23 protein-coding genes and 1 tRNA gene are annotated in these 24,879 nt (G+C 76.0%); 13 read left to right on the top strand and 11 right to left on the bottom strand.

The genetic code is table 11. The features are described from left to right. Positions 1-185: 185 nt before the first annotated feature. The 5 genes from ispD to RM780_RS00740 all read left to right on the top strand — a co-directional run bounded on the left by ispD (position 186) and on the right by RM780_RS00740 (position 5,654). Positions 186-980, top strand: coding sequence for a 2-C-methyl-D-erythritol 4-phosphate cytidylyltransferase (gene ispD / locus RM780_RS00760; protein WP_311628405.1), 795 nt, complete (start codon positions 186-188; stop codon positions 978-980). Beyond that, entirely contained in the window at positions 970-1,497 is a 528-nt protein-coding gene (ispF, locus tag RM780_RS00755) for a 2-C-methyl-D-erythritol 2,4-cyclodiphosphate synthase (protein WP_311628404.1), read from the top strand. The genes ispD and ispF overlap by 11 nt, the downstream gene beginning before the upstream one ends. A gap of 75 nt (positions 1,498-1,572) precedes the next feature. Further along, a complete protein-coding gene (gene cysS, locus RM780_RS00750; RefSeq protein ID WP_311628403.1) occupies positions 1,573-2,967 on the top strand; it encodes a cysteine--tRNA ligase in 1,395 nt (464 codons plus the stop codon). Positions 2,968-2,986: 19 nt separating this feature from the next. Beyond that, positions 2,987-3,943: a 23S rRNA (guanosine(2251)-2'-O)-methyltransferase RlmB gene (gene rlmB / locus RM780_RS00745; protein WP_311628402.1), complete on the top strand. Its 957-nt coding sequence runs from the start codon at positions 2,987-2,989 to the stop codon at positions 3,941-3,943. Positions 3,944-4,070: 127 nt separating this feature from the next. After that, the gene (locus tag RM780_RS00740) at positions 4,071-5,654 is read left to right on the top strand and encodes a DoxX family membrane protein (protein ID WP_311628401.1); all 1,584 of its coding nucleotides are present in this window, start codon (positions 4,071-4,073) and stop codon (positions 5,652-5,654) included. Positions 5,655-6,349: 695 nt separating this feature from the next. Here the strand turns inward: RM780_RS00740 and RM780_RS00735 are convergent. The 3 genes from RM780_RS00735 to RM780_RS00725 form a co-directional block, all read right to left on the bottom strand. Continuing rightward, complete coding sequence (locus RM780_RS00735) at positions 6,350-7,081, bottom strand: nucleotidyltransferase family protein (protein ID WP_311628400.1); 732 nt, start codon at positions 7,079-7,081, stop codon at positions 6,350-6,352. A gap of 84 nt (positions 7,082-7,165) precedes the next feature. After that, positions 7,166-7,567, bottom strand: a complete 402-nt coding sequence (locus RM780_RS00730; protein ID WP_311628399.1) for a hypothetical protein — start codon at positions 7,565-7,567, stop codon at positions 7,166-7,168. A gap of 213 nt (positions 7,568-7,780) precedes the next feature. Next, positions 7,781-8,917 carry an ABC transporter ATP-binding protein gene (locus RM780_RS00725; protein ID WP_311628398.1) on the bottom strand — a complete coding sequence of 379 codons (1,137 nt, stop codon included), beginning with the start codon at positions 8,915-8,917 and terminating at the stop codon, positions 7,781-7,783. 283 nt (positions 8,918-9,200) lie between these two features. Between RM780_RS00725 and RM780_RS00720 the strand changes: the two genes are divergently transcribed. Beyond that, a tRNA-Thr gene (locus RM780_RS00720) sits at positions 9,201-9,277 on the top strand. A 92-nt stretch (positions 9,278-9,369) separates the two neighbouring features. Here the strand turns inward: RM780_RS00720 and RM780_RS00715 are convergent. Beyond that, the gene (locus RM780_RS00715; RefSeq protein WP_311628397.1) at positions 9,370-10,374 is read right to left on the bottom strand and encodes a zinc-binding dehydrogenase; all 1,005 of its coding nucleotides are present in this window, start codon (positions 10,372-10,374) and stop codon (positions 9,370-9,372) included. A 133-nt stretch (positions 10,375-10,507) separates the two neighbouring features. Here RM780_RS00715 and RM780_RS00710 point away from each other — a divergent pair, with 133 nt between their 5' ends. Further along, entirely contained in the window at positions 10,508-11,200 is a 693-nt protein-coding gene (locus RM780_RS00710) for a pentapeptide repeat-containing protein (RefSeq protein WP_311628396.1), read from the top strand. 237 nt (positions 11,201-11,437) lie between these two features. On the opposite strand, the gene RM780_RS00705 is transcribed toward RM780_RS00710, so the two are convergent. Next, positions 11,438-12,262, bottom strand: a complete 825-nt coding sequence (locus tag RM780_RS00705; RefSeq protein ID WP_311628395.1) for an SDR family NAD(P)-dependent oxidoreductase — start codon at positions 12,260-12,262, stop codon at positions 11,438-11,440. A gap of 149 nt (positions 12,263-12,411) precedes the next feature. Next, entirely contained in the window at positions 12,412-12,987 is a 576-nt protein-coding gene (locus RM780_RS00700; protein ID WP_311628394.1) for a TerD family protein, read from the bottom strand. 147 nt (positions 12,988-13,134) lie between these two features. On the opposite strand from RM780_RS00700, the gene arfB reads away from it, so the two are divergent. Continuing rightward, on the top strand, positions 13,135-13,578 hold the full coding sequence (arfB, locus tag RM780_RS00695) for an alternative ribosome rescue aminoacyl-tRNA hydrolase ArfB (RefSeq protein WP_311628393.1): 444 nt from the start codon (positions 13,135-13,137) through the stop codon (positions 13,576-13,578). A gap of 112 nt (positions 13,579-13,690) precedes the next feature. Here arfB and RM780_RS00690 read toward each other — a convergent pair whose 3' ends face one another. Continuing rightward, positions 13,691-14,254 carry a flavin reductase family protein gene (locus RM780_RS00690; protein ID WP_311628392.1) on the bottom strand — a complete coding sequence of 188 codons (564 nt, stop codon included), beginning with the start codon at positions 14,252-14,254 and terminating at the stop codon, positions 13,691-13,693. A gap of 213 nt (positions 14,255-14,467) precedes the next feature. Between RM780_RS00690 and cdgB the strand changes: the two genes are divergently transcribed. Together cdgB and RM780_RS00680 are read left to right on the top strand one after the other, a co-directional pair. Then, positions 14,468-16,078, top strand: a complete 1,611-nt coding sequence (cdgB, locus tag RM780_RS00685) for a diguanylate cyclase CdgB (protein WP_311628391.1) — start codon at positions 14,468-14,470, stop codon at positions 16,076-16,078. 104 nt (positions 16,079-16,182) lie between these two features. Next, on the top strand, positions 16,183-17,121 hold the full coding sequence (locus tag RM780_RS00680; RefSeq protein WP_311628390.1) for a carbohydrate-binding protein: 939 nt from the start codon (positions 16,183-16,185) through the stop codon (positions 17,119-17,121). Between the two features lie 24 nt (positions 17,122-17,145). On the opposite strand, the gene nagA is transcribed toward RM780_RS00680, so the two are convergent. Together nagA and RM780_RS00670 are read right to left on the bottom strand one after the other, a co-directional pair. Continuing rightward, on the bottom strand, positions 17,146-18,273 hold the full coding sequence (gene nagA / locus RM780_RS00675) for an N-acetylglucosamine-6-phosphate deacetylase (protein ID WP_311628501.1): 1,128 nt from the start codon (positions 18,271-18,273) through the stop codon (positions 17,146-17,148). Positions 18,274-18,338: 65 nt separating this feature from the next. Further along, positions 18,339-19,328, bottom strand: a complete 990-nt coding sequence (locus RM780_RS00670) for an ROK family protein (protein WP_311628389.1) — start codon at positions 19,326-19,328, stop codon at positions 18,339-18,341. A gap of 443 nt (positions 19,329-19,771) precedes the next feature. On the opposite strand from RM780_RS00670, the gene RM780_RS00665 reads away from it, so the two are divergent. The 3 genes from RM780_RS00665 to RM780_RS00655 all read left to right on the top strand — a co-directional run bounded on the left by RM780_RS00665 (position 19,772) and on the right by RM780_RS00655 (position 22,257). Next, the gene (locus RM780_RS00665; RefSeq protein ID WP_311628388.1) at positions 19,772-20,044 is read left to right on the top strand and encodes a DUF3263 domain-containing protein; all 273 of its coding nucleotides are present in this window, start codon (positions 19,772-19,774) and stop codon (positions 20,042-20,044) included. Positions 20,045-20,048: 4 nt separating this feature from the next. After that, positions 20,049-20,900: a trehalose-phosphatase gene (otsB, locus tag RM780_RS00660; protein ID WP_311628387.1), complete on the top strand. Its 852-nt coding sequence runs from the start codon at positions 20,049-20,051 to the stop codon at positions 20,898-20,900. A gap of 130 nt (positions 20,901-21,030) precedes the next feature. Then, on the top strand, positions 21,031-22,257 hold the full coding sequence (locus RM780_RS00655) for a serine hydrolase domain-containing protein (protein WP_311628386.1): 1,227 nt from the start codon (positions 21,031-21,033) through the stop codon (positions 22,255-22,257). Between the two features lie 428 nt (positions 22,258-22,685). Here RM780_RS00655 and RM780_RS00650 read toward each other — a convergent pair whose 3' ends face one another. Together RM780_RS00650 and RM780_RS00645 are read right to left on the bottom strand one after the other, a co-directional pair. Beyond that, entirely contained in the window at positions 22,686-23,378 is a 693-nt protein-coding gene (locus RM780_RS00650) for an RraA family protein (protein WP_311628385.1), read from the bottom strand. 4 nt (positions 23,379-23,382) lie between these two features. Beyond that, on the bottom strand, positions 23,383-24,855 hold the full coding sequence (locus RM780_RS00645; protein ID WP_311628384.1) for an alpha,alpha-trehalose-phosphate synthase (UDP-forming): 1,473 nt from the start codon (positions 24,853-24,855) through the stop codon (positions 23,383-23,385). Positions 24,856-24,879: the final 24 nt, after the last annotated feature.

Here is a 24,879-nt window from a genome sequence, read left to right as displayed (position 1 = left end):
CGCCCGAAGGCATTCCCCCATGCCGGACGGGCGCTGTGGCATGTACGGATCGTTCCCGGAAAGGTGTGCCGGGACCGTGAAGCCCGCTCGACCGGCCTGTCACGGAAGGGTCCGATCGGCTGGTGCCCGGCACGCTCAGGCCATACCCACCACCCCCCTGCAAACAAACCTGCACCGGTCCTCAAATGACAGACACCACACCGCACTTCCGCGGTTCCCCCCACGCCGGCCGGCCCGCGATCGCCGCCGCCATCGTCCCGGCGGCGGGCAGCGGCGTGCGGCTCGGGCCCGGCACGCCCAAGGCGCTGCGCCCCCTCAACGGCACCCCCCTGCTGGTCCACGCGGTCCGCGCCCTGGCACGGGCCCGCGCTATCGGCCTGGTCGTGGTGGTCGCCCCGCCCGACCGGACGGAGGCCGTCCGCGCGCTGCTCGACCAGCAGCCCGCCCCGCCCCCGGTCGAACAGATGGTCGTCCCCGGCGGCGCCACCCGCCAGGAGTCGGTCCGCCTCGGCCTGGCCGCCGTGCCCGAGTCCATCGAGGTGGTCCTGGTGCACGACGCCGCCCGCCCGCTGGTGCCCGTCGACACCGTGGACGCCGTCGTGGCCGCCGTCCGCGCCGGCGCGCCCGCGGTCGTTCCCGCCCTGCCGGTCACCGACACGGTCAAGCAGGTCGGCCCCGCTCCCGAAGGCCGGCTCCCCGGCGGGCCGGAGCCGGTCGTCGGCACGCCCGACCGTTCCCTGCTGCGAGCGGTCCAGACACCGCAGGGCTTCGATCGCGCCACGCTGGCCAAGGCGCACGAGCTGCACGCCGATGCCACCGGCGCCACCGGCGCCACCGACGATGCCGCCCTGGTCGAGCGCCTCGGCGTGCCCGTGGTCCTCGTCCCCGGGCACGAGGAGGCGTTCAAGGTCACCCGCCCCCTGGACCTCGTCCTCGCCGAGGCCGTGCTCGCCCGCCGGAGGCTCAACGATGGCTTCTGACCCCCGGGCGCCCGGCCCGGGAACCCCCTCCCTGCCCCGGGTCGGCGTCGGCACCGACGTCCACGCCTTCGAGGCCGGCCGCCCCCTGTGGTGTGCGGGCCTGCACTGGCCGGACGCCTCCTTCGGCCTGGCCGGGCACTCCGACGGCGATGTGGCCGCGCACGCCGCCTGCGACGCGCTGTTCTCCGCCTCCGGCACCGGCGACCTCGGCGAGCACTTCGGCACCGACCGCCCCGAGTGGTCGGGCGCCTCGGGGGCCGCCCTGCTGGCCGAGACCGCCCGCATCGTGCGCGCCGCCGGATTCGAGATCGGCAACGTCGCCATCCAGGTCATCGGCGTCCGCCCCCGGATCGGCTCCCGCCGCGCGGAGGCCCAGCGGGCGCTGTCCGCCGCGCTCGGCGGCGCCCCCGTCTCCGTCTCCGGCACCACCACCGACGGCCTGGGCCTGACCGGCCGCGGCGAGGGCCTGGCCGCCGTCGCCACGGCCCTCGTCCTGCCCCGCGCCGCCGGGCCATAACGCGCGCCCACGCCGGGGGGCAGCGCCGCCCGGGCCGTGGGCACGCGGCCTTCCCAGGCCCACTACTCTTGACGCGTGAGCCTTCGTCTGTACGACACCAGCGCCAGGAAGATCCGCGACTTCGCCCCGCTCGTGCCGGGCTGTGTCTCGATCTACCTCTGCGGTGCCACCGTGCAGGCCGCCCCGCACATCGGCCACGTCCGCTCCGGGCTCAACTTCGACATCCTGCGCCGCTGGCTGACCCACCGGGGCTACTCCGTGACGTTCGTGCGGAACGTCACGGACATCGACGACAAGATCATCGCCAAGAGCGCGGAGCTGGGCACCCCCTGGTGGGCCGTGGGCTTCGGCAACGAGCGGGCGTTCGACGAGGCGTACGACGCCCTCGGCTGCCTCCCGCCCACCTACCAGCCGCGCGCGACCGGGCACGTGCCCGAGATGATCGCGATGATGCGCACGCTGATCGAACGCGGCCACGCCTACGCCGCCGACGGCAACGTCTACTTCGACGTCCGCAGCTTCCCCGGCTACCTGGCCCTGTCGAACCAGGACCTCGGCCACCTGCTCCAGCCCGCCGGCGAGAGCGAGACGGGAAAGCGCGACCCGCGCGACTTCGCGCTGTGGAAGGCGGCCAAGCCCGGCGAGCCCAGCTGGGAGACGCCCTGGGGCCGTGGCCGCCCCGGTTGGCACCTGGAGTGCTCCGCCATGGCCCACAAGTACCTGGGCCCCGCCTTCGACATCCACGGCGGCGGCATCGACCTGATCTTCCCCCACCACGAGAACGAGATCGCCCAGTCCCGGGCCGCGGGCGACGAGTTCGCGCAGTACTGGCTGCACAACGCCTGGGTCACCATGCAGGGCGAGAAGATGAGCAAGTCCCTGGGCAACTCGGTGCTGGTCGGCGAGATGGTCAAGCGCTGGCGCCCCATCGTCCTGCGGTACTACCTGGGCACCCCGCACTACCGCTCCACCATCGAGTACAGCGAGGCGGCCGTCGCCGAGGCCGAGGCCGGGTTCGCGCGCATCGAGGGCTTCCTTCAGCGCGCCACCGAGCAGGCCGGCGAGATCGCGCCCGCGGCGGACGTTCCCGAGGACTTCGCCGCCGCCATGGACGAGGACCTGGGCGTTCCGCAGGCCCTGGCCGCCGTCCACACCACCGTCCGCCAGGGCAACGCCGCGCTGGCCGAGGGCGACAAGGAGTCGGTCGCCGCGCTGGCCGGGCAGGTCCGGGCCATGCTGGGCGTGCTCGGCCTCGACCCGCTCTCCCCCCAGTGGGCCGGCGGCGACGCCGGGCGCGGCGAGGAGCTGACCGGGGTGGTCGACGCCCTCGTCGGCCTCGTCCTGACCCAGCGCCAGGCCGCCCGCGAACGCAAGGACTACGCCACCGCCGACGCCATCCGCGACGAGCTGACCGCCGCCGGCCTGGTGATCGAGGACACCCCCAACGGCCCCCGTTGGGAACTGAACTGACAAGGACGGGCGTTCACCGATGCCAGGCAACAGCCCGCGGCCAGGCCGCCGCCAGAGCAACAAGAAGGGCCCCCAGATCGGCAGCGGGGGCCAGCGCCGCCGCGGTCTGAAGGGCAAGGGCCCCACCCCGCCCGCCGAGATGCGCACGGGCCACCCCAAGCAGCGCGCCGCCGCCGCGGCGGCCCGCGCCCGCAAGCAGCAGGCCCCCCGCCGCGGGGGCAAGGCCCCGGCCGAGCTGGTCGTCGGGCGCAACCCCGTGCTGGAGGCGCTGCGCGCCGGCGTCCCGGCCACGGGGCTGTACGTGCAGCAGTTCCTCGACACGGACGACCGGGTCACCGAGGCCGTCAAGCTCGCCGTGGACCGCGGCGGCGTCCACCTCGCCGAGGCCCCGCGCGCCGAGCTGGACCGCATCACCAACGGGCTGAACCACCAGGGCCTGGTCCTCCAGGTCCCGCCGTACGAGTACGCGCACCCCGACGACCTCGCGTCCGCCGCCTTCGACGCGGACGAGGCCCCCCTGATCGTGGCCCTCGACGGCGTGACCGACCCGCGCAACCTCGGCGCGGTAGTGCGTTCCGCCGCGGCCTTCGGCGGGCACGGCGTGGTCGTTCCCGAGCGGCGCTCGGCCGGGATGACCGCGGGCGCGTGGAAGACCTCCGCCGGCACGGCGGCGCACACGCCCGTCGCGCGCGCCACCAACCTCACCCGCGCGCTGACCGCCTACCAGAAGGCGGGCCTGACCGTCGTGGGCCTGGCCGCGGACGGCGAGGCCGAGCTGTCCGAACTGGACGCCCTGGCCGGTCCCGTGGTCCTGGTCGTCGGCAGCGAGGGCAAGGGCCTGTCGCGGCTGGTCGGGGAGACCTGCGACATCCGCGTGCGCATCCCGATGCCGGGCACGGCCGAGTCGCTGAACGCCGGGGTGGCCGCCGGGATCGTGCTGTGGGAGGCGTCGCGGCGCCGGGCGCCGGGGGCCTGAGCGGCGGGCCCCGGGCGCGGGCTCGTCCGTCGGGCGGAGATTCTCGTCCGGCGGGCCGGGATTGACGGGTCTCGGACACACTTTGGGGTGCTCGAGGCAGTGTCTTAAACCTGCGTCACTCGGTTAGATGAGTGTGGACACCAGAACACACCGCGGCCTGCCGAGGGACGAGCCGGTGCTCAGCACGGTCAAGGTGCCGTGCGACCCGGCCCAGGTCATCGTGAACCACGCCAGTTTCCGGGTACGGCTTCCCACCCCGCCCCCGGTCAGCATCCTGGTCGACGAGACCGCCCCGCTGCCGCGCGTGCCCGCCGCTCCCGGCCGCCGCCGGCCGGTGGTGTGGACCGGCCGCAGCGCCCCGGGCGACCTCGCGGCCGGGGCGCTGCTCCAGGCCGTCCGGGCGGCCGGCCACGCCTCTCCCACCCCGGCGGGCGCCGGCGCCACCCGCGTCCTGCCGCGGGTCTCCTCCTCCGCGACCGCCCCCGTCGTCGCCCCGCGCGGTCCGCGGCCCCCCGAGGTCGCCGGCGGCGCCGACCGCACCCGGCTGCTGCCGCCCGTTCCCCCGATCGGCGACGCGGACGACCTCGGTGACGTGGGCGACGCCGGCGAGGAGGACCGCGAGGGCACCGGCCCGTCCCACGCCCGCGGCCGGGACCGCGCCCGGCGGTACCACCAGAGCTCCCGCCAGCTCAGCCTCGGCCTGGTGCTCCTGCCGCTGCGCCTGGTCCTGGGCTTCATGGCGATCTACGCCGGCATGGGCAAGCTCACCGACCCGGTGTACTTCGACGGCGGCCGTCGCGGCTCGCTCTACACCTGGCTCGACGGCCTCGAACCCTGGTCCCTGGCCGCCCCCCTGCACGGCTGGGCCCTGGCCCACCCGGTGGGCGCCGGGCTGACCGTGGCGTTCACCCAGATCATCGTCGGCGTGCTGACCGTCTTCGGGCTGTGGCAGCGGCTGGCGGCCGGGCTCGGCGCGCTGCTGTCCCTGGCGCTGCTCGTCACGGTCGGCTGGAGCAACGGCCCCGCGTACGACACGCCCGACATCTTCCTGTGCGCCGCCTGGTCCCCCCTGCTGATCGCCGGCGCCCCGGTGTACTCGCTGGACGCCCGCCTGGCGGGCGAGGCGTGGCGGCGGCTCGGGCCGCGCGCCCCGCTGGGCGACCTGCGCCGCCGCGTCGTGCGGCGCGGCGGTCTCATCGCCCTGCTGCTGCTGGGCTCCGCGCTGCTGCTGGGCTCGCTGCTCGGTGGGGCGGTGCGCTCCTCGGAGTTCGCCACCGTGCCGGAGCCGGGCGAGCCGCCACGCAACCACCTTCCCGGGCAGCAGCTCCCCGGCGAGGGCCGCACGGAGGAGGAGGACGAGGCCGGGGACAACGGCCGGGAGCGGCCCGGCCCGGCCGGTGCGGACGGCTCCGCCTCCCCGGAGGAGGCCGAGCGGGGCGAGGGCCCGACGGCCGGCGAGGAGCCGGGCTCGGAGCCCGGCGCGGCGACCCAGGGCCCGCAGGACAGCGGCGCGCCCGCCGCCGAGCAGACCGTCCCCGCCCCCCAGCAGCCCGCCGCCCCGCCCCAGTCCGACCCCGAACCGGCCCCCGCCGACCCCGCGACGGGCGGCGGCGGCACGGGCGACGCGGCCGAACCCGCCCCAGAAACCCCCCCCGCCGACGACGGAGGTGATCGGAGCGGCCTCAGCCCCATCGGCGGGCTGCTCGGTTAGGCGCCCTCCTCGGCGACTAGTCCTTCCGCGGACGGCGCACCACCGCCCCCGGCCCCCCGAGGCCCGGCGCACCCCCGGCTGCGCCGGGCCTCGCGGCAAAGGCTCCGGTCACGGCGCCCTTTCGGCGCGGCCGGGCGGCCCCCGGGCGCAGGGCACACGGCGCGGTCCGCGCCCGCGCGGCGGTTGCCCAGGGCCGCGGCCGAGGGCCGTCGCAGCAGCGGGACGTTCAACGCCCCGGCCGCGCACGGCGGCGGATCACCGGCCTTCGGCCGTGCCTTCGGGCGCAGCCTGGTGGCCCGCCACGCGAGGCGCCAGCGACGCGCACCGGGGCCGTCGTCCCCGGAAGGAAAGCCCCCAAGCTTCGCTGCCCGGCGCGGCCGGCGCACACGCAGCGCCCGGCGCCGCGCTGTGCTCACGGCCGTCGCAGCTCCGGCAGCGAGAACGTCCAACGCCCGACCGCGCGTGGCGGCGGGTCACCGGCCCTCGGCCGAGCCGACGGGCGCGGCGAGTGGCGCCGCTCCACGAGGGCGGCGCCGCACCGAGGCACGCGCGGCCGAAGACCGTCGGGGTCCGGCGCGGCCGTGAAGCCTGCGGCGCCGCTCGCGGCCCCGCCGCGCCGCGGCTCGCGGCGGGAGGCCGCTCGGGGACCGGCGCGGTCCGCGCCCGCACCGTGGCCGGGACGGGCCCGGCAAGGGCTACCGCTCGGCGTTCAGTTCGCGGGCTGCCTCGCGGAGGTCTTTGGCCGTGTCGATGGCGCGCCAGTACGCGCCCTGCGGAATGGGGAAGCCGGCGAGGAGGCGCTCGCGGGCGAGGCGGGGGAAGGTCGCGCGTTCGTGGTCGCCCCGGTCGGGGAGGAGCTTCGTGAACTCGGCCGCGAAGACGTAGACGCCCGCGTTGATCAGGTACGGCGACGGCGGCGCCTCGATGAAGTCCAGGACGTGGCCGAACTCGTCAGTGTCCACGGCCCCCCACGGGATGCGTGGCCGCGCCAGCGCCAGCGTCGCGAGCGCGTCGCGCTCGGCGTGGAAGGCGGACATCTCGCGGAGCGAGAAGCGCGTCCAGATGTCCCCGTTCGTGGCGAACCACGGCTCGTGCGGCCGGGGAAGGGCCGCCGCCGCGTACTTCAGGCCGCCGCCCCGTCCCAGCGGCTCGCTCTCCACGACCGTGCTGACCCGCAGCGGCAGCTCCGCCGCGTCCAGCCAGTCCCTCAGCACCTCCGCGAGGTGGCCGCAGGAGATGACCGCGTCGGTGACGCCCTCGGCGGCCAGCCAGGTGAGCTGGTGCCCGATGATCGGCACCCCGGTGCCGGGGATCTCCACCATCGGCTTGGGGCGGTCGTCGGTATAGGGCCGCAGCCGCGAGCCCTGGCCACCTGCCAGGACCACGGCCTGCGTGGGGTGCGGAACGTCGTGCGGGGCATGCGTCATGCCCCGCAGCCTAGGGCGTGTCCGGCGGAACGTCCCCGGTCAGGCCGGGGAACGCCGGGCCGGACACGCCCGGCGCGGGACGCGTCAGCCCGTCTGGGCGACGCCCGCCGCGAAGGACGTGTCGCAGACCGGGCGGGCGTGCTGCTGGGCCCGCCGCGCGCTGCCGTACTTCTCCACGGCGGCCCGGCCCAGGGCGCGGGCGATCCCGGCGCAGTGCGGGGCGAGCGAGGGGTCGTTGGTGACGGCCTCCTGGAGGCCGGTGAGCGCGGCGCTGGGGTCCTCCTGGCGGAGGGTGAGGATCAGCCGGTCGCGCAGCAGGTCCTCCGGCGCCTGCTGCCGCTCCTCGGCGGAGGCCGTGAGTAGCTGCGTGTCCGAGGAGGAGCCGGCCCAGGGGACGCGGGCCACGGCGAGTGTCCCGGAGAGGACCAGGACGACCGGGAGCGCGATGGCGAGACTTCTGCCGATGTGACGGAGTGCCTGATTCACTGCTGGTTCCCTCGCGAGACGGTGAGGTGGAAGCTGGATCGCATCGTAGCGAGGGGTAGCGATTCAGTGACATTCCGCCACTCGCGTGGGTGACGCCGGACTCGGAATCGGGTGCGCGCGTTGACGCGCACAGGGCCGGGTCTCCGCCGTGTGTGCGGAAAACCCGGACCCTTCGCGCGCGGGAGGTGTCCCGGGGGAACGCCCGGGGCGGGGTCAGTCGCTCAGGCGCTCGCCCGTGCCGGCGGCGAAGACGTGGGTCTCGCCGGGGCGCGGAACCACGTGCACCGTCTCGCCCTTGCCCGGGACGTGCCGGCTGTCCACGCGGATGACCAGGTCCTTGGCCTCGCCGTCGAGCTGCGCGGTGCCGTAGACGTAGGCGTCCGCGCCGGTCTCCTCCACGACGTTGACCAGGACGGCCACGCCGTGCTCGGCGCCCTGGTCGGCCTTCTCCAGCGTGGCGCCGGACTCGCCGCCCTCGGTGACGATGGCGAAGTGCTCGGGGCGGCAGCCGACGACCACGGTGGTGTCGCCCTTGTTCTGGGCGCCGCTGAGCGCGGTGCGCTCGACGGGGACCACGCTGTTGCCGAACTTCACGCCGCCGTCCGCGATGGGGACCTCGATGAGGTTCATCGCGGGGGAGCCGATGAACCCGGCGACGAAGAGGTTGGCCGGCTTGTCGTACATGTGGCGCGGGGTGTCGATCTGCTGGAGCAGGCCGTCCTTGAGGACCGCGACCCGGTCGCCCATGGTCATGGCCTCGACCTGGTCGTGGGTGACGTAGACCGTGGTGACGCCCAGGCGGCGCTGGAGGCCGGCGATCTGGGTGCGGGTCTGGACGCGGAGCTTGGCGTCGAGGTTGGACAGCGGCTCGTCCATCAGGAAGACCTGGGGCTCGCGGACGATGGCCCGGCCCATGGCGACGCGCTGCCGCTGGCCGCCGGAGAGGGCCTTGGGCTTGCGGTCCAGGAATTCCGTGAGGTCGAGGATCTTGGCGGCCTCTTCGACCTTGGTGCGGATGTCCGCCTTGTTCACGCCGGCGATCTTGAGCGCGAAGCCCATGTTCTGGGCAACGGTCATGTGCGGGTAGAGCGCGTAGTTCTGGAACACCATGGCGATGTCCCGGTCCTTGGGCGGGAGGTGGGTGACGTCGCGGTCACCGATGTGGATGGCGCCGTCGTTGACGTCCTCCAGGCCGGCGAGCATCCGCAGGGACGTGGACTTGCCGCAGCCGGAGGGGCCGACCAGGACGAGGAATTCCCCGTCCGCGATCTGGATGTCGAGCTGGTCGACGGCGGGCTTGTCGGCACCCGGGTAGACCCGGGTCGCCTTGTCATAGGTGACCGTAGCCATGTCGAGTTGTCTCCTTCTACCGGCAGGAACGTGCCGGACGATCCGAGTAGGAAGGTGTTACGGCCATGTTTTATGGACGCGGAGTGAACTTAACTCGAATCGGCGGGCAAAGTAAGCACCCGGTGCGCAAAAATGCTCATCGCGGCGTCGTTACCGGACCGGGAGAGCCCCGGGTGGGCGGGGAGGGCCCTGATCAGCGGACCGGCCGTCCCGGTGATCGCCCCGTGTAGGCTGGAGCGGCCCGCACCGCCCGGGCCGTCCGGGCGTGTCGGGGGAAATGCCTGCCGCCTTAGCTCAGTTGGCCAGAGCAGCTGTCTTGTAAACAGCAGGTCGTCGGTTCGAGTCCGACAGGCGGCTCCAGCGGGGGGGCGCCGGGGGGGGCGGGCAACCGACCCGGCCCCCCCGGGAGCCGCGCGCCTGTCGCCGCTGCCGGCCCGGTGCCGGCCCGCGCGTCAGGGCACCAGCACCACCTTCCCGATGGTGGCGCGGGTCTCCAGCGCGTGGTGCGCCCGGCCCGCCTCGGCCAGCGGGAAGCGGTGCACCAGGGGGACCAGCGTTCCCTCGCCCGCCAGGGCCAGGGCCTCCTCCTCCAGCACGCGCAGGTTCTCCACGCCCCCGATCCGGGCGAACAGCGGCTCGCCGAGCACGGGCTGGGAGACGACCTCCCGCGCCTTCAGCTCCTCCTCGGGCAGCGAGGCCGCCTCGCCCGAGCCCAGGCCCGTGGAGGCGTAGCCGTAGGTGAGGTGGGTGCCGCCGGGGGCCAGCAGGCGGATGGCGGCCACGCCGCGTTCGCCGCCGACGCCCTCGAAGACCCAGGTGACGGGCCGGTCCCCGTAGGCCGCGCGGACGCGGTCGTCCCAGCCGGGCTCGTTGTAGTCGACGGCCAGGTCGGCGCCCAGGTCGCGGACGGCGGCCTGCTTGGCCGGGCCGCCCGCCGCGCCGATCACCCGGGCGCCGCGGTGGCGGGCGTACTGCACGAGCAGCGCGCCGATGCCCCCGGCCGCGGCGAGCACGAGGACCGTGTCGCCGGGGCCCAGCTCGGCGAACCGCAGGATGCCCATCGTCATCCGGCCGGTGCCGACCATGGCCACGGCCCGGTCGGGGGCCAGCGTCTCGGGCAGCGGGTGGAGGCGGTCGGGGGTGGTGACGGCCAGCTCGGCGTAGCCGCCGGGGACCATGCCCAGGTGGGCGACGACGCGGCGGCCCAGCCAGGACGGGTCCGCGCCGGGACCCAGCGCCTCCACGACCCCGGCGACCTCGCGGCCCGGGATGGTCGGCAGCTCGGGGGCGGGGAAACGGCCGCCCACGGGCCCGGCGCGCAGCGCGGTGTCCACGAGGTGAACGCCCGCGGCGGCCACGGCGATCCGCACCTCTCCGGTGCCGGGCTCGGGGTCGGGCACCTCCTCCGGGATCAGGTTCTCCGGCGGTCCGAAGGCGTGCAGGCGGATGGCGTGCATGGCGTTCTCCTCTGGGCTCTGCCACCGCCGGGCGGCGGTGTCTCCCAGCCTCCGACTTCAACCGCCCTTGAGGTCAAGGGCCGGTGCCGAAGGGCCGACCGAGTTGTCAGTGGCGCCCGGCAGGATGGAGGTCATGGCGGAACGGAAGAGGGCCCGCGAGGGTGCGGGCGGCGAGGTGGTGCGGCCCCCGCGGGCCCCGGAGATCGCGCTGCCGCCGCTGCGGCCCTTCGGCGGGCGCGCGGTGGCGGCGGAGGGGGACTACGACGGGGTGGTCTTCGACGGCCTCGACCTGGCGGGGCAGGACGGGCGGGGGGCGACCTTTCTGGACTGCGCGCTGCGCCGCTGCGGCCTGGACGGCATACGGCTGGGCCGCGCCCGCCTCCTCGACAGCGAGCTGACGGGCGTGCGGGGCGTGGGCACGGACCTGGCGGACGCCGAGCTGCGGGACGTCGCCCTGACCGACGCGCGGCTGGGCGGCACGCAGCTCGGCGGGGCGGTGCTCACACGGGTGCGGGTGACCGGCGGCAAGGTCGACTTCCTGAACCTGCGGCAGGCCCGGCTGACGGACGTGATCTTCGAGGGCTGCGTCCTGGTGGAGCCGGACCTCGCGGGGGCGCGGCTGGACCGCGTCTCCTTCGCCGGCTGCGAGCTGCGCGGCGCGGACCTGACGGGCGCGACGCTGCGCGACGTGGACCTGCGCGGCGCCGCGACCCTGGACATCGCCCGGGGCGAGGACCGCCTCTCCGGCGCGGTCATCACCCCCGCCCAACTCCTCGACCTGGCCCCCCGCCTGGCGGCCCGCCTGGGGGTGCGCGTGTCGAACTGACCGGGCGGGTCCGCCGGGGCCCTCCCGGCGGCGCGGGGCTGTCTTGTCCGACCGGCCGGGCCCGTCGCGGCACCCGGGGCGGCGCGGAGCCGTCCGGCCGGTCCGAGCGGCGGAGCCGCCGGCCGGGCCCGTGGCCCCTGCCCTCGTCGTCTGGCGACTCCGCGCCGCGGTGCTCGCGGCCGTGCCGGCAGGCGACGGGCGGGGTGCGGCTCGTCGCGGGGCAGCCCCCGGCAGGGGCTAGCCGAGGGCCTTGGCGATCAGCGTGTCGGAGAGATCGCGCAGGCGCCGGCGGGCGTCGGCGTCGTAGGCCTCCTCGCGGGCGCGGGTGGGGCGTTCGCCGTCGAAGTACTGGCCGGTGCCGACGTTCTCGCCGCTGATCAGGCGCAAGGTGGCCCGGCCGCCGGTCTCCACGGTGTTCCACGGGGAGACGCCCCACTCGCGGACCATCGTGGTGTCCATGTACGTCGCCGGGTGCAGGGCGTTGGCGAGGACCTGCGGCGGCAGCTCCGCGGCGAGGTCGAAGGCGTGCATGATCTGGGCGAGCTTGCTCTGGGAGTACGCCCGGCGGCCGTCGTAGGAGCGCTCCAGCATGGGGTCGGCGTAGTCCACCGGCTGCTGTCCCGCGGAGGCGACGTTCACGATCCGGGCCGGTGCCTCGGGCGTGCCTGTCTCCTCCAGCAGGCCGCGCAGCCGCGAGACCAGCCGGTAGCCGGCCAGGTAGTTGACCGCGAAGCGCAGCTCGATGCCGTCAGGGCTCTCCTCGCGGCCCGCGCCGGGCGGCCCGGCGCCCAGGCCGGCGTTGTTCACCAGGGCGTCCAGGCGGCCGTGCCGCGCCAGAACCTCGTCCGCGAGCCGGTCCGCCTCGCGCAGCGAGGACAGGTCGGCCAGCACCGCCTCCGCGCGGTCCTCCGCGCCCGTCGCCTCCCGGATCTCCGCCACCACCTCGCCCGCGCGCTCCGCGCTGCGCCCGTGCACGATCACCCGCTCGCCCGCCTCCGCGAGCCGCAGGGCAAGGTACCGTCCCAGACCGTCAGTTGAGCCCGTGATCAGGATCGTCCGCATACCCGCAGCCTAATTCGAGACGCGGCGTCCCGCAATCGTGCCCCGGCGTGACGGGCGGCGGGGAAACGGCCGGCAGCGGGCCGGGAACGGCGCCGGGCCGGCGCCCGACCGCGGAAGGTCGGGGCGCCGGCCCGGAGGCGCGGAAGGCTTCAGACGTTGACGCCGAAGTCCTGCGCGATGCCGGCGAGGCCCGAGGCGTAGCCCTGGCCCACGGCGCGGAACTTCCACTCGGAGCCGTGGCGGTAGATCTCGCCGAAGACCATGGCCGTCTCGGTGGAGGCGTCCTCGGTGAGGTCGTACCGGGCGATCTCGGCGCCGCCGGCCTGGTTCAGCACGCGGATGAAGGCGTTGCGCACCTGGCCGAAGTTCTGCCCGCGGTTGGCGGCGTCGTGGATGGAGACCGGGAAGACGACCTTGTCGACCTCGGCCGGGAGGCCGGCGAGGTTGATGTTGATCTGCTCGTCGTCGCCCTCACCCTCACCGGTCAGGTTGTCCCCGGTGTGCTGGATGCTGCCGTCCGGGGAGGTCAGGTTGTTGTAGAAGATGAAGAACTGGTCGCTGACGACCTTGCCTGCGGAGTTCACACCGAGGGCGCTGGCGTCCAGGTCGAAATCCGCGCCCGTGGTGGAGCGGACGTCCCAGCCGAGGCCGACCGTGACGGCGGTCAGCCCGGGTGCCTCCTTGCTCAGAGAGACGTTGCCGCCCTTGGAGAGGCTCACACCCATGGAGAAATCCCCTTACTTTCCGTGTCGCTCAGCGTCGCCTTTGCGATGACGTTACTCTCACTGTCCCCAACGATGTCAGGGGGTCGCCCGGTTCCGCCGCGGTTTCCGCGAAAAACCAGCGTGCGGGCTGCGCCCGTCCGGAGGACCATGGAACGCATGTCCGGACCGTATGTGATCCGCGGCTCGGTCTGCCTCCCGGAGCCCGAGCTGCGCTGGCGTTTCTCCCGCTCCTCCGGGCCCGGCGGGCAGCACGTCAACACCACCGACACCCAGGCCGAGGCCCTCTTCGACCTGGCCGCCACGCGCGCCCTGCCCCCGGTGTGGAAGGAGCGCGCGCTGGAGCGGCTGGGCGGGCGGCTGACGGACGGCGTGCTGACGGTCCGGGCGAGCGAACACCGCTCGCAGTGGCGGAACCGGGAAACGGCCGCGCGCCGGATGGCCGCCCTGCTGGCCGAGGCGACCGCCCCACCGCCCCGCGCCCGGCGCGAGCGCCGCGTGCCCCGCGGCGTGACGGAGCGCCGCCTCCGCGAGAAGCGCCACCGCGCCGAGCTCAAGCGCAGCCGCGGCCGTGGCGGCGAGCGCTGGGACTGAGCCCGGGGCCCGGAGCGCGAGGGTTCAACGCCCGCGGCGAGTACGGCCGTTCGGCGCGCCAACGCCCGCCGCGGGCGTTGTCAGGACCAACGCCCCCGCCGCGCGCGGGCCTTCAGCCCAGGCGCCGGTACGCCGAGCGGTAGTACAGCAGCGGTCCGCCCTCCGCCTGCGGCAGTCCGGCCGCGAGCACCCGGCCTATGACCAGCGTGTGGTCCCCGGCCTCCATCCGTTGCTCCGTGCGGCACTCCACCGTGGCCAGCGCCCCCTTGATCAGCGGCGCCCCGCTCGCCTCGCCCACCACGTGCGGCACGTCCTGGAAGAGCAGACGGTCGCTCAGCCGCCCCTTCATCGCGAACCGCGCCGCCAGGGCCCGCTGGTCCTCGCCCAGCAGCGAGGCGGCCCACAGCGGCGAGCGTTCCAGCAACTCGTCCATCCGCGAGCCGGTGCGGACGCTCACCAGCACCAGCGGCGGGTCGAGCGACACGGACAGGAAGGCCGTTGCCGTCATCCCGGCCGGGGCGCCGTAGGGGCCGTCCTCCTCGTCGTGCGCGGACACCAGAACCACGCCCGCCGCAAGACGGCCCATCGCGCCACGGAATTCCTGCTCGCTCACCACTCCTTCAGAATGAGGTACGGGTGAGTTCTGTTGCGCGGCGGGCCGAGTGGGTAGGGACACGCCGGCAACGCTAACCGCCCCCTCCGGCCGCACGCATCGGACCTGGGAACCAGACTCCGGGCGCGGAACGTCCTACGTCCCGCGACCGACCACATTCACTGTGTGACATGAGTCACAGGTGGCAACTAATTGCTGACCCTGTGTACCTAGTGGGCAGCGCCCTGTGATTCAGTGGCCTGTGTATCTGCACGTGCATTTCGCGCCGGGGGAGTGATGGAAACGGAGACGGAGCCGTACGTGCGCCTCGCCTCGCTGCGGGAGCTGCACCAGGTCGTCGCTCAACTCAACACCGCCCGCAGTATGGCCGACACCCTCCAGACCATCGCCAACGGGGCCGTCGCGGCCCTCGGCTTCGAGATCGCCGCCGTCAACCTGGTCAGATCCGACGGCGATCTGCTGGTGGCCGCCGTGGCCGGAAGTGAGAAGGCCGAGGCCGCCATCGCCGGCCGCACCGGCTCGCGCGACTCCTGGGAACGCCGCCTGAGCATGGGCGAACGCTGGGGCGAGCTGCGCTTCATCCCCTACACCGAGGGCTGGGTGCTCGACCACGACGACGTCCCGCAGTGGCACACCACCGGCCCGGCCCCGCGTTACCCCGACGAGTGGCACCCCATGGACCGCCTCTTCGCGCCGATGTACGCCTCCGACGGCGAACTTCTGGCCGTTCTCGAGGTCGACAAGCCCCGCAACGGCAAGCGGCCGGGCCCCTGGGGCTGCGAGGCCCTCCAGCTCTACGCCTCCCAGGCCGCGATAGCCGTCTCCAACGCCCGCCTGCGCGGCAACATGCAGCGGGCCCTGGTACGCCTCGAACGTGAGCAGCAGGCCCTGCGCGCCAGCGAGGAGAGCTTCCGGCAGGCGTTCGAATACGCCCCCAGCGGCATGGCCATCGCGGAGGTCGGCGGCGAGAACCACGGCCGGCTGATCAAGGTCAACGACGCGCTGTGCCGACTCCTGGGCCGCCCCGGCTCCGTCCTGCGCCGCTACAGCTTCGCCGACCTCGTGCACCCCGAGGACACCGGCGTGCTGCTGCGCACCTCCGCCGAGGGCGGCCGGGCCGAGCTGCGGCTGGCCCGCCGCGACGGCTCCTACGTCTGGGTCTCCCTGCGCAACTCCGTGGTCGCCGACGCCGCCGACGGCCCGCAGGTGCAGCTCACCCACGTCGAGGACATCGAGGAGCGCAAGCGCCACGAGCTGGCCCTGGCCCACCGCGCCAGCCACGACTCCCTCACCGGCCTGCCCAACAGCGCCGAGCTGCGCGCCCGCCTGGGCAGCCGCATCTGCGACGTCACCCCCGACCGGTTCGGCTCCCCGGCCGCCGCCGCCCGCGGCGCGGCCACCGACGCGTTCGAGGGCCTGGGCACGCCGCCCCCGCCCGTCTACGACCACCACGAACACGTGCTGCTGCCCGAGGCGCCCGGCGGGGACGGCAAGGGCCTGGCGGTGCTGTTCTGCGACCTGGACGGCTTCAAGTCGATCAACGACCGCTTCGGCCACGTCTGCGGCGACGCGGTGCTGGTGGAGGTCGCCCGCCGGCTGGAACAGGGCGTCCGGGACCGGGACACGGTCGCCCGGCTCGGCGGCGACGAGTTCGTGGTCCTCGCGGAGGGCCTGGGCCCGGCCGAGGCCTCCGACCTGGCCGTCCGGCTGCGGAACGGCATCATCCCGCCGATCCGGGTGGAGGGCCGCTCGGTGCGGGTGGGGGCCAGTTTCGGCATCGGCTGGGCCGCCTGCGGCATGACCACCGAGCAGGTGCTGGAGTCCGCCGACCAGCGGATGTACATCGAGAAGCGCTCGCGCTCGCAGGGCCGGCGCCGCGCGGGCTGACGGGGGCGCCCGTCCGGATCGGTCGGGTTGCATCCCCCGAACGGGGTAGGCTCGCCGCCGTACGCCATGGCAGGCAGCGAGGGAACAGGTTGGGAGCGGGAGCGATGGACGGGGGAGCGCGCACGTCCGGGAACGGCGAGGACGAGGACCCCTTCGCCTACCTCTACCGCCCCGAGGGCGGCCAGGGCGGGGCGACGTCGGCGCAGCCGGCCCCGCGGCCCGCCTCCTACCACCACGTCCGCCCCGTGGGCGAGCGCACCTTCGGCGGCGCGCAGGGCGTTCAGGGCACCCAGGCCTCGCCCGCGGCCCGCAGGGCCCCCGACGCGCACTACGCCGCCCCCGAGACCCAGGTGGGCGCCCCGCCGCCGCACCGGCCCGGCCAGCCCCGCCGGCGCTCCGCCCCCGCCGACCCCCGGCGCAACGGCCTGCTGATCGGCGCGCTCGCGGTCGTGCTGGCCGTGGTGCTCGGCGTCGGCGCGGCCATCGTCTTCAGCGGCGGCGAGGAGGAGCCCAACGCCGGCGGCCAGGGCACCGGCACCCCGACGGACGGCGGAGACGACGAGCCGGACGGCGGCGAGGAGCCCTCGCAGGAGCCGACCGACGAGACCCCCCCCGGCGAGCTGCCCGTCGCGGACCTGACCTCGCTCGAGCTCGCCAACGGCGCCTCCCGCACCTCCGGCATCGGCGGCGCGCGCTCCGAGGACGGCTCCTACATCGCGATACAGGGCGCGCCGAACTCCACCGTCACCTGGACGTTCGACGTGGAGGAGGCCGGCCAGTACCGGCTCTACACCGGGTACTCGGTGATCACGGACGGCCAGGGCATGAGCTTCTCCGTCAACGGCACGCCCCGCGAGGACCCGGTCAACATGCGGAACTTCAACTCCGCGAGCCAGGAGTGGGACGGGAGCTGGACCAGCACCTGGAACCTGGTGGACCTCCAGGCCGGACAGAACACGGTCCAGTACACCTGCACCAGCGCCTGCGACGTGATCATCGACTACATCGGGATCGTGGCGGACGGCGACGCGGCGCCGCTGTAACGGCCGCGCGGGGGCCCCCGCGCCTCAGGGGCGCACCACCCACGCGCCCCGGCGCATCACCCCGCGCAGCACGAAGTCCGCGTCCAGCACCACCAGGTCCGCGTCCTTGCCCTCCTCGATGGACCCGACCCGCCCGTCCACCCCCAGCAGCCGCGCCGGAGTCCCCGACAGCGCCCGCGCGGCCTCCGTCACCGGCAGCCCGTCCACCGTCACGGCCCGCCGCAGCGCCCGGTCCAGCGTGAGCGTCGACCCGGCGATCGCCCCGCCGCCGTCCAGGCGGGCCACGCCGTCCGCGACCTCCACGGTCAGCGGCCCCAGCGGGTAGCGCCCGTCGCCCATCCCGGCTGCGCCCATCGCGTCCGTGATCAGGGCCACGCGCCCGGCCCCGGCGGTGCGGAAGGCCATCCGCAGCACGGACGGGTGCAGGTGCGTGCCGTCGTTGATCAGCTCGATCGCCACGCGCTCGTCCTCCAGCAGCGCGGCGATCGGGCCGGGGGAGCGGTGGGCGAGCGGCGGCATGGCGTTGAACAGGTGCGTGGCCACGGCCGCGCCCGCCTCGATGGCCCGCCGGGTCACCTCGTACGTCGCGTCCGTGTGGCCGACGGCCGCCAGCACGCCGTGCTCGCGCAGCAGCCGCACCGCCTCGATGCCGCCGGGCAGCTCGGGCGCCAGGGTCATCATGCGCGCGGTGCCGCGCGCCGCCTCCAGCAGCTTGCGCACGGCCGCCGGGTCCGGCTCGCGCAGCAGCGAGCGGTCGTGCGCCCCGCAGCGGGCCGCGGCGATGAACGGTCCCTCGAAGTGCAGTCCCGCCAGCTCGCCCTGCTGCACCAGCTCCGCCAGAACGCCCGCCTGCGCGGCCAGCTCGCCCAGCTCGCCGGTGACCAGGGAGGCCACCATCGTGGTCGTGCCGTGCCGCCGGTGCGTGGCGATGACGCGCAGCGCCTCCTCGGGCGTTCCGGCGGAGAACGACGCGCCTCCGCCGCCGTGGACGTGCAGGTCCACGAACCCGGGCAGCACCCAGTGCCCGGCCAGGTCGAGCGTTGCCGCGCCGCCGTCCCGCGCCGCCTCGGCCGCGAACCGCCCGTCCCGCACGACCACCCGCCCGCCGTCCACCACCCCGCCGGGCCGTACCACGCGGGCTCCCGCGAGCACGAGCCCCTGCCCGGTGACGCCCGCGGCGCCGGGGGCGTCCGTTGTCCGGGCCTGGCGCGCGGGGCTCACGGGGTCGCCTCCGCGAGTCGGGGCCGGGGCGCCGGAGGCGCGAGCAGGTCCCAGGCCAGCAGCGCGGCGCCCAGGCAGCCGGCCCCGTCGCCGAGGGCGGCGGGCAGCAGCCGGGGCATCCGCTGGAAGGTGACCTTGGCGGCCAGCGCGGCGCGCAGCGGCGCGAGCAGCGTCTCGCCCGCCCCCGCGAGCCCGCCGCCCAGCACGATCGCGGCCGGGTCCAGCAGCCGGACGGCCGTCAGCAGCCCGTCCGCCAGGCCCTCCACGGCCTCCCGCCACAGCGCCGCGGCCCGCGCGTCCCCGGCCTGCACGGCGGCCACCGCGTCCGCGGCGGTCGCGCCCGGCGTGCCGGAGACGGCGGCCCAGGCACGGCCGACCGCGGCGGCCGAGGCCACCGTCTCCAGGCAGCCGGCCTGGCCGCAGCCGCACCGGGCGCCGCCGGGCCGCACGATCACGTGGCCGATCTCGCCGGCGGCGCCGTTCGCGCCCGGCTCGGCCCGGCCCTCGATGCCGATGGCGCCCGCGATGCCGGTGCCCAGCGCCACGAACAGGAAGCGCTCAAGACCAGCGCCCGCCCCGAGCCGGCCCTCGGCCAGCCCGCCCGCGCGCACGTCGTGCCCCACGCGCACCGGGATGCCGCCGAGCCGTTCGGCCGCGAGGCGGCGCAGGGGAACGTCCCGCAGGCCGAGGTTCGCCGACCAGACCGCGATCCCCTCCCGCTCGTCCACGACGCCGGGCACGACGATCCCGGCGGCGGCCGGGGCGCGGCCCAGGCGCTCGGCGCCCAGGGCCCCCAACTCGGCCGCGAACTCCAGCGCCGCGTCCACCAGCGCGCCGGGCCCGCCGGGCCCGTCGGCCGGCGGCGTGGCCCTGCGGGCCTGGTGCAGCGGGCGGCGATCCGCCCCGATCAGCGCGCCCTTGAGCACGGTCCCACCCACGTCGAGGGCGAGCACGTGGGCACTCTCCTGAGGTTCCTGGCCACTCACAGCCGCCAGTCTCACCCGAACACGCCCAAGAGGTCTAGTCCACTACCGCGCGAGCCGCGCGCAAGCGGCGCCCACGGCCGCACACAAGCCCCGCGACGCCGGCCGCCCGCCCCCGGCACTCCCACGCGCCGGGCGTATCGCGCGCCGCGCGGGCCGGGGCGGCGCGGGGCCCGGGCCGTCTCCGGGGGCGGTCGTCCGAAGCGCCGGGAGGCGACCCGCGCGGCGCACCGATGGCCCCCGGACGGCCGCCCGGTCCCGGCGCCCCCACGCGCCCGGCGCGTGCCGTGCCGACCCGGCGCCCACGGCAGGGTGCGGGCAGGCGACGAGCCGACGCTGGCGATCCGCCGCGCGCCGGAGGCGCGAACCGCGCCGCGCCCGCCGCGCCCGCCTGGGGGCGGCCGGCCGTCCGGCCGTTGTCAGTGGCGGCTCCTACACTCGGCCTCGTGGACGCACAGCAAGGCAGTCAGGGGGAGCCGGCCGGCGGAGGGGAGCTCTCGGAACGGGAGCGGGCCGTGCTGGGGGTCGAGCGGCGGTCCTGGGGCGCGGCGGGGGCCAAGGAGCGGGCGATACGCGAGCGCCTCGGCATCTCCCCGACCCGGTACTACCAGCTCCTGAACGCCCTGCTCGACGACCCGCGCGCCCTTGCCCACGACCCGGTGACGGTCAACCGCCTGCGCCGGCGACGCGAAGCGCAGCGCCGCGGGCGCACAGCGTAAGGTCATGTTCATGCCTTCCTCAGCGCCGCCGCCCCGGCTCCCCGAGCCCGCCACCGACACCGGCCGCGCCGGCCTCGCCGCGCTCCTGGCCCGCCCCGGCCGTGCCCTGATCGCCCTCGACTTCGACGGCACCCTCGCGCCGATCGTCCCCGACCCCGAGCAGTCCCGCCCCCACCCCGACGCCCAGCCCGCCCTGCGCCGCCTCGCCGGGCGGGTCGCCGCCCTGGCCGTGATCACCGGCCGTTCCGCCGAGGTGGCCGCCCGCCTCGGCGGCTTCGCCGGCCACCCGGAGCTCTCCGGCCTCGTCGTGCTCGGCGCCTACGGCGCGGAGCGCTGGGACGCCGCCACCGGCCGCCTCCACCGCCCCCCGCCGCACCCCGGCGTCGCCGCCGCCCGCGAGGAGCTGCCCGCCCTCGTGGACGGCACCGGCGCGACCATCGAGGACAAGGGCGGCGCGCTGGCCGTCCACACGCGCCGGGCCGAGGACCCCTCCGGCGCGTTCGCCGCCCTGCGCAACCCCCTGGCCGACCTCGCCGCCCGCCACCGCCTCGCCCTGGAGCCCGGCCGCCTCGTCCTGGAGCTGCGCCCACCCGGCATGGACAAGGGCCGCGCCCTGACCGACCTGGCCCGGGAGACCGGCGCCGAGGCGGTGCTGTACGCGGGCGACGACCTCGGCGACCTCGCCGCGTTCGAGGCCGTGGCCAAGCTGCGCGACGCGGGCGTCGCCGGCCTGCGCGTGTGCAGCGGCAGCGCCGAGGTCGCGGAGCTGGCCGCCGCCACCGACCTCACCGTCGACGGCCCCGAGGGCGTCGCCGCCCTCCTCGCCGCCCTCGCCGACCGCCTCCCGCCCGCCTGAGCCCGAAGCCGCCCCAACGCCCGCCCCAACGCCCGCCCGCCGCCGTCGAGATGGTGGGGCTGGCCCCACCCCCCGGACACCGGGCGGCCGGATGGCCGAAGGGGGCCCGCGTTGCCTACCGTCTGCTGTCATGAAGCTGCTTTTCGCAGGCAAGGGCGGACGGACGGGATGGACGCGGCTGGCCCTGGCCCTGGCGGGCGTCGGGGCGGTCGGCACGGCGACGCTCCTCGGCGTCGGACCGGGAGCGCAGGTCGCCCCGGCCGCGCCCGCCGCACGCGGGGACGGGGGAGGGCAGCTCGCCCGCGACGCCCGCGCCGTGGAGCGCACCGGCGCCACCGCCGTCCTCGCCGAGACCGCCCAGGAGAACGGCCGCGGCTCCCGCGCCCGCGCCGGCACGCAGGACACCCCGGCCCCGTACGACTCCTACTACCGCATCGGCAGCGACACGAAGACGTTCACCGCCGTCGTCGCCCTCCAGCTCGTCGGGGAGGGAACGCTCAGCCTCTCCGACACCGTCGAGGAGTGGCTGCCCGGCCTCGTGAGCGGCCAGGGCAACGACGGCAGCCGGATCACCCTGCGCCACCTCCTCCAGCACACCAGCGGCCTGCCCAACTACACCGACGTCCTCTTCGAGGACCCCGACGCCCTCACCCCCGAGGCCTACCGCGCCGAACGCTTCCGCGTCCGCACGCCCGCCGAGCAGGTCGCCCTCGCCATGACCCGGCGCCCCGGCTGGCTCCCCGCCCCGGACGAGACCCGCTGGGCGTACTCCAACACCAACTACGTCCTCGCCGGGATGATCATCGAGGCGGCCACCGGCCACACCTGGGAGCGGGAGGTCCACGAGCGGATCATCGAACCCCTCGGCCTCGCCCGCACCCTCACCCCCGGCACCTCCGCCTACGTGCCGCAGCCGACCGCGCCCGCGTGGACCCAGTTCCCCGGCCGCGAGGACCTGACCGACACCACGGTGGCCACCGGCGGCTGGGCGGACGGCGGCATCATCAGCACCACCGGCGACATGAACACCTTCCTGCGCGCCCTCCTCGGCGGCCGGCTGCTCGCCCCGGACCTGCTGGCCGAGATGCAGCGCACCGTCCCCGCCGAGGACTTCGCCTCCCGCCCCGGCTCCCGCTACGGCCTCGGCCTCGCCTGGCGCCCGGCCCCCGGCTGCCCCGACGGCCTGTGGTTCCACGGCGGCAGCTCCTTCGGAACGATCTCCGAAACGGCCGTCACCCCCGACGCGACCCGCTCCGCCGCCGCGGCCGTCTTCACCTACCGCATCGGCGCCCCCGGCCGCCAGCACGCCCAGAACGAGGCCACCTACGACCTCATCGAGAACGCCCTCTGCGACTGACCGAGCCCCTCCGGGGCCCGGTCCCCCCTGCGGACCGCCGCCCCGGCCGACCCCTCCGCCGCCCGCCGTGCGGCTGCCGCCAGGCGCGTAGCCGCCATCCGGCGCACGGCAGGGCCCCGGCGCTCCGCCGCCCCCGGCCGCCGCCTGGCGCCCGGCCCGAGCCGGGGCCATCGCACGGCAGTGGCCCGGCCCACCGCCGCCGCGGCCTTTCCCTCGTAGCGGCCCGGACGCGCGGGCATCGCCCGGCGCCCCGGCGCGAGCCGGGAGCCGCCCGGCATCGCGGCGCGCGGCGTGGCCGTTGCAGGGCGGGGGCCCAGCGCACCGCCGCTGCCGCGGCCGTTCCGTGGCCGCTCGGCGCCCCGCGCCCTGGCCGTCCGGGCGTCGCCCGGGTTCCGGCGCGAGCCGTGGCCGACCCGCCAGCCCGGCACCTACTCCTCGATCGCCCCGCCGATGCGGCGCAAGTGGCGGCGGAAGGTGTACGACGGGTCCGCCGCGCGCCGTGCCAGGTACGCGTCGAAGGACGTCTGCACCCGCAGCGTCTCCCCGGCGAGGATGCGGCGGGCCTGCTCCCGCTCCGTCGCGTGGATGCCCGCGGCGGCGTCCAGCACCTCCGAGGCCTGCTCCGCCGCCACGAACAGCACCCCGTCGTCGTCCCCGAACACCACGTCGTCCGCCGTCACCACATGCGGCCCGAAGCGCGCGCTGACCAGCGCCTCCGGCTCGGCCGGGTCCACCCGCACCGGCCCCGCCGGAAGCGCCCCGTAGCTGAAGACCGGCAGCCCGATCTCCGAAAGCTCCCGCGTGTCCCGGTGCAGCCCCCAGATCACCAGCCCCGCGACCCCCGCCGCCCCGGCCTCCAGCACCGCGAGGTCCCCGACGCACGCCTCGTCCGTCCGCCCGCCGTTGTCCACCACGAGCACGTCGCCCGGCCCGGCCGCGCCGAAAGCCTCCAGGAAGACGTCCACGCTCCCGTAGTGCCGCGCCGGCAGCGCCCGCCCCGCCAGCCGCTGCCCGGCCGTCACGGGAACGATCCCGGCCGGCGCCGCCCGCAGCTCAACGCCCAGCCGCACGCACGCGTCGGCCACCAGCGCCGTGGACAGCCCCGCGAAGTCAGCCGGCACGGCCTCAGCCGCCCAGCGCCGCGAGCTGGTCAAGGAACCACGCCCGGGGCGGCAGCGCCGTCGCCGCCTCCGCCAGCCGCTTGGACCGCCCCGCCCGCTCCTCCGGCGCCATCGACAGCGCCCGGTGCAGCGCCTCCGCCGTCCCCGCGATGTCGTAGGGGTTGACCAGCAGCGCGTCCTCGCCCAGCTCCGCCGCCGCCCCCGCCTCCCGCGAGAGCACCAGCGCGCAGCCGCGCTCGGAGACCACCGGGACCTCCTTGGCGACCAGGTTCATCCCGTCCCTGATGGGGTTGACCAGGGCGACGTCCGCCATCCGGTAGGCGGCCAGCGAGCGCGCGAAGTCGTCCTTCACGTGCAGGACCACCGGCGTCCAGCCCTCGGCCCCGAACTCCTCGTTGATCTCCGCCGCGACCCGCGAGACCTCCGCGGTGTAGTCCCGGTAGACCGCCAGGTCCTGCCGCGAGGGGTAGGCGAACGCCACGTGCACCACCCGGCCGCGCCACTGCGGCCGGTCGGTGAGCAGGCGCCGGAACGCCAGCAGGCCGCGCACGATGTTCTTCGACAGCTCGGTGCGGTCCACCCGGACCACGGTCCGCCGGTCCCCGACCTGCTCGCGCAGCGCGGCCAGCCGCTCGTCCACGTCCGGGCGGAACGCCCGCTCCCGCAGGAAGTCCGCGTCCGCGCCGAGCCCGTGCACGCCGAGCCGGGTCGTGCGCCCGGCGTGCGCGACGGCGCCCGCCGCGGAGGCTCCCGCGGCGGAGGCGCCCGCCGGGGAAACGTCCGCGCCCAGCACGTCGGCGCAGCAGGCCGCGAACGCCCGCGCCCAGCGTTCGGTCAGGAAGGCGGCCCGGTCCGCGCCCAGGATGCCGAGCAGCACCTGCCGCGCGACCCGGTCGGGCAGCACCCGGAACAGCTCCGGCGGCGCCCACGGGGTGTGCGAGAAGTGGCCGATGCGCAGGTCGGGGCGGCGCTCGCGCAGCAGCCCGGGCACCAGCGCGAGGTGGTAGTCCTGCACGAGAACGGCCGCCCCGGGCCCGGCCTCCTCGGCCAGCGCGTCCGCGAAGGCGGCGTTGTACGCCTCGTACGCGGCCCAGCGCTCCTCGAAGGCCGCGTCGAAGACGGGCTCGAAGGGCGTCTGGTACAGCAGGTGGTGGACGAACCACAGCACGGAGTTGGCGATGCCGTTGTAGGCGGCGTCGAAGGTGGCGGCCGGGATGTCCAGCATCCGCACGGCCTGCCCCCCGGTGTCCGCCGCATCCAGGCGCCCGCCGGGCCCGGCGCGCCGCGCCGCCTCCCGGTCGCCCTCCCCGAGGGCCGCGCACACCCAGGTCCCCGCGCCCTCGCCCAGCGCGCTCAGCCCGGACACGAGCCCCCCGCCGCCGCGCCGGGCACTCAGCACCCCGTCCGCGCCGACCGCGTAACTCACCGGCCCGCGATTCGACGCGACCAGCACCTCGGTACTTCCAGCGTCACTCACGGCCGGAGGCTAGCCAACCCCTCC

This window comes from Streptomyces boetiae (assembly GCF_031845405.1).
In the GTDB taxonomy this organism is placed as follows: domain Bacteria; phylum Actinomycetota; class Actinomycetes; order Streptomycetales; family Streptomycetaceae; genus Streptomyces; species Streptomyces boetiae.
Note: the sequence above shows the minus strand (reverse complement) of the source record. Positions and strands in the feature narration are given on the sequence as shown.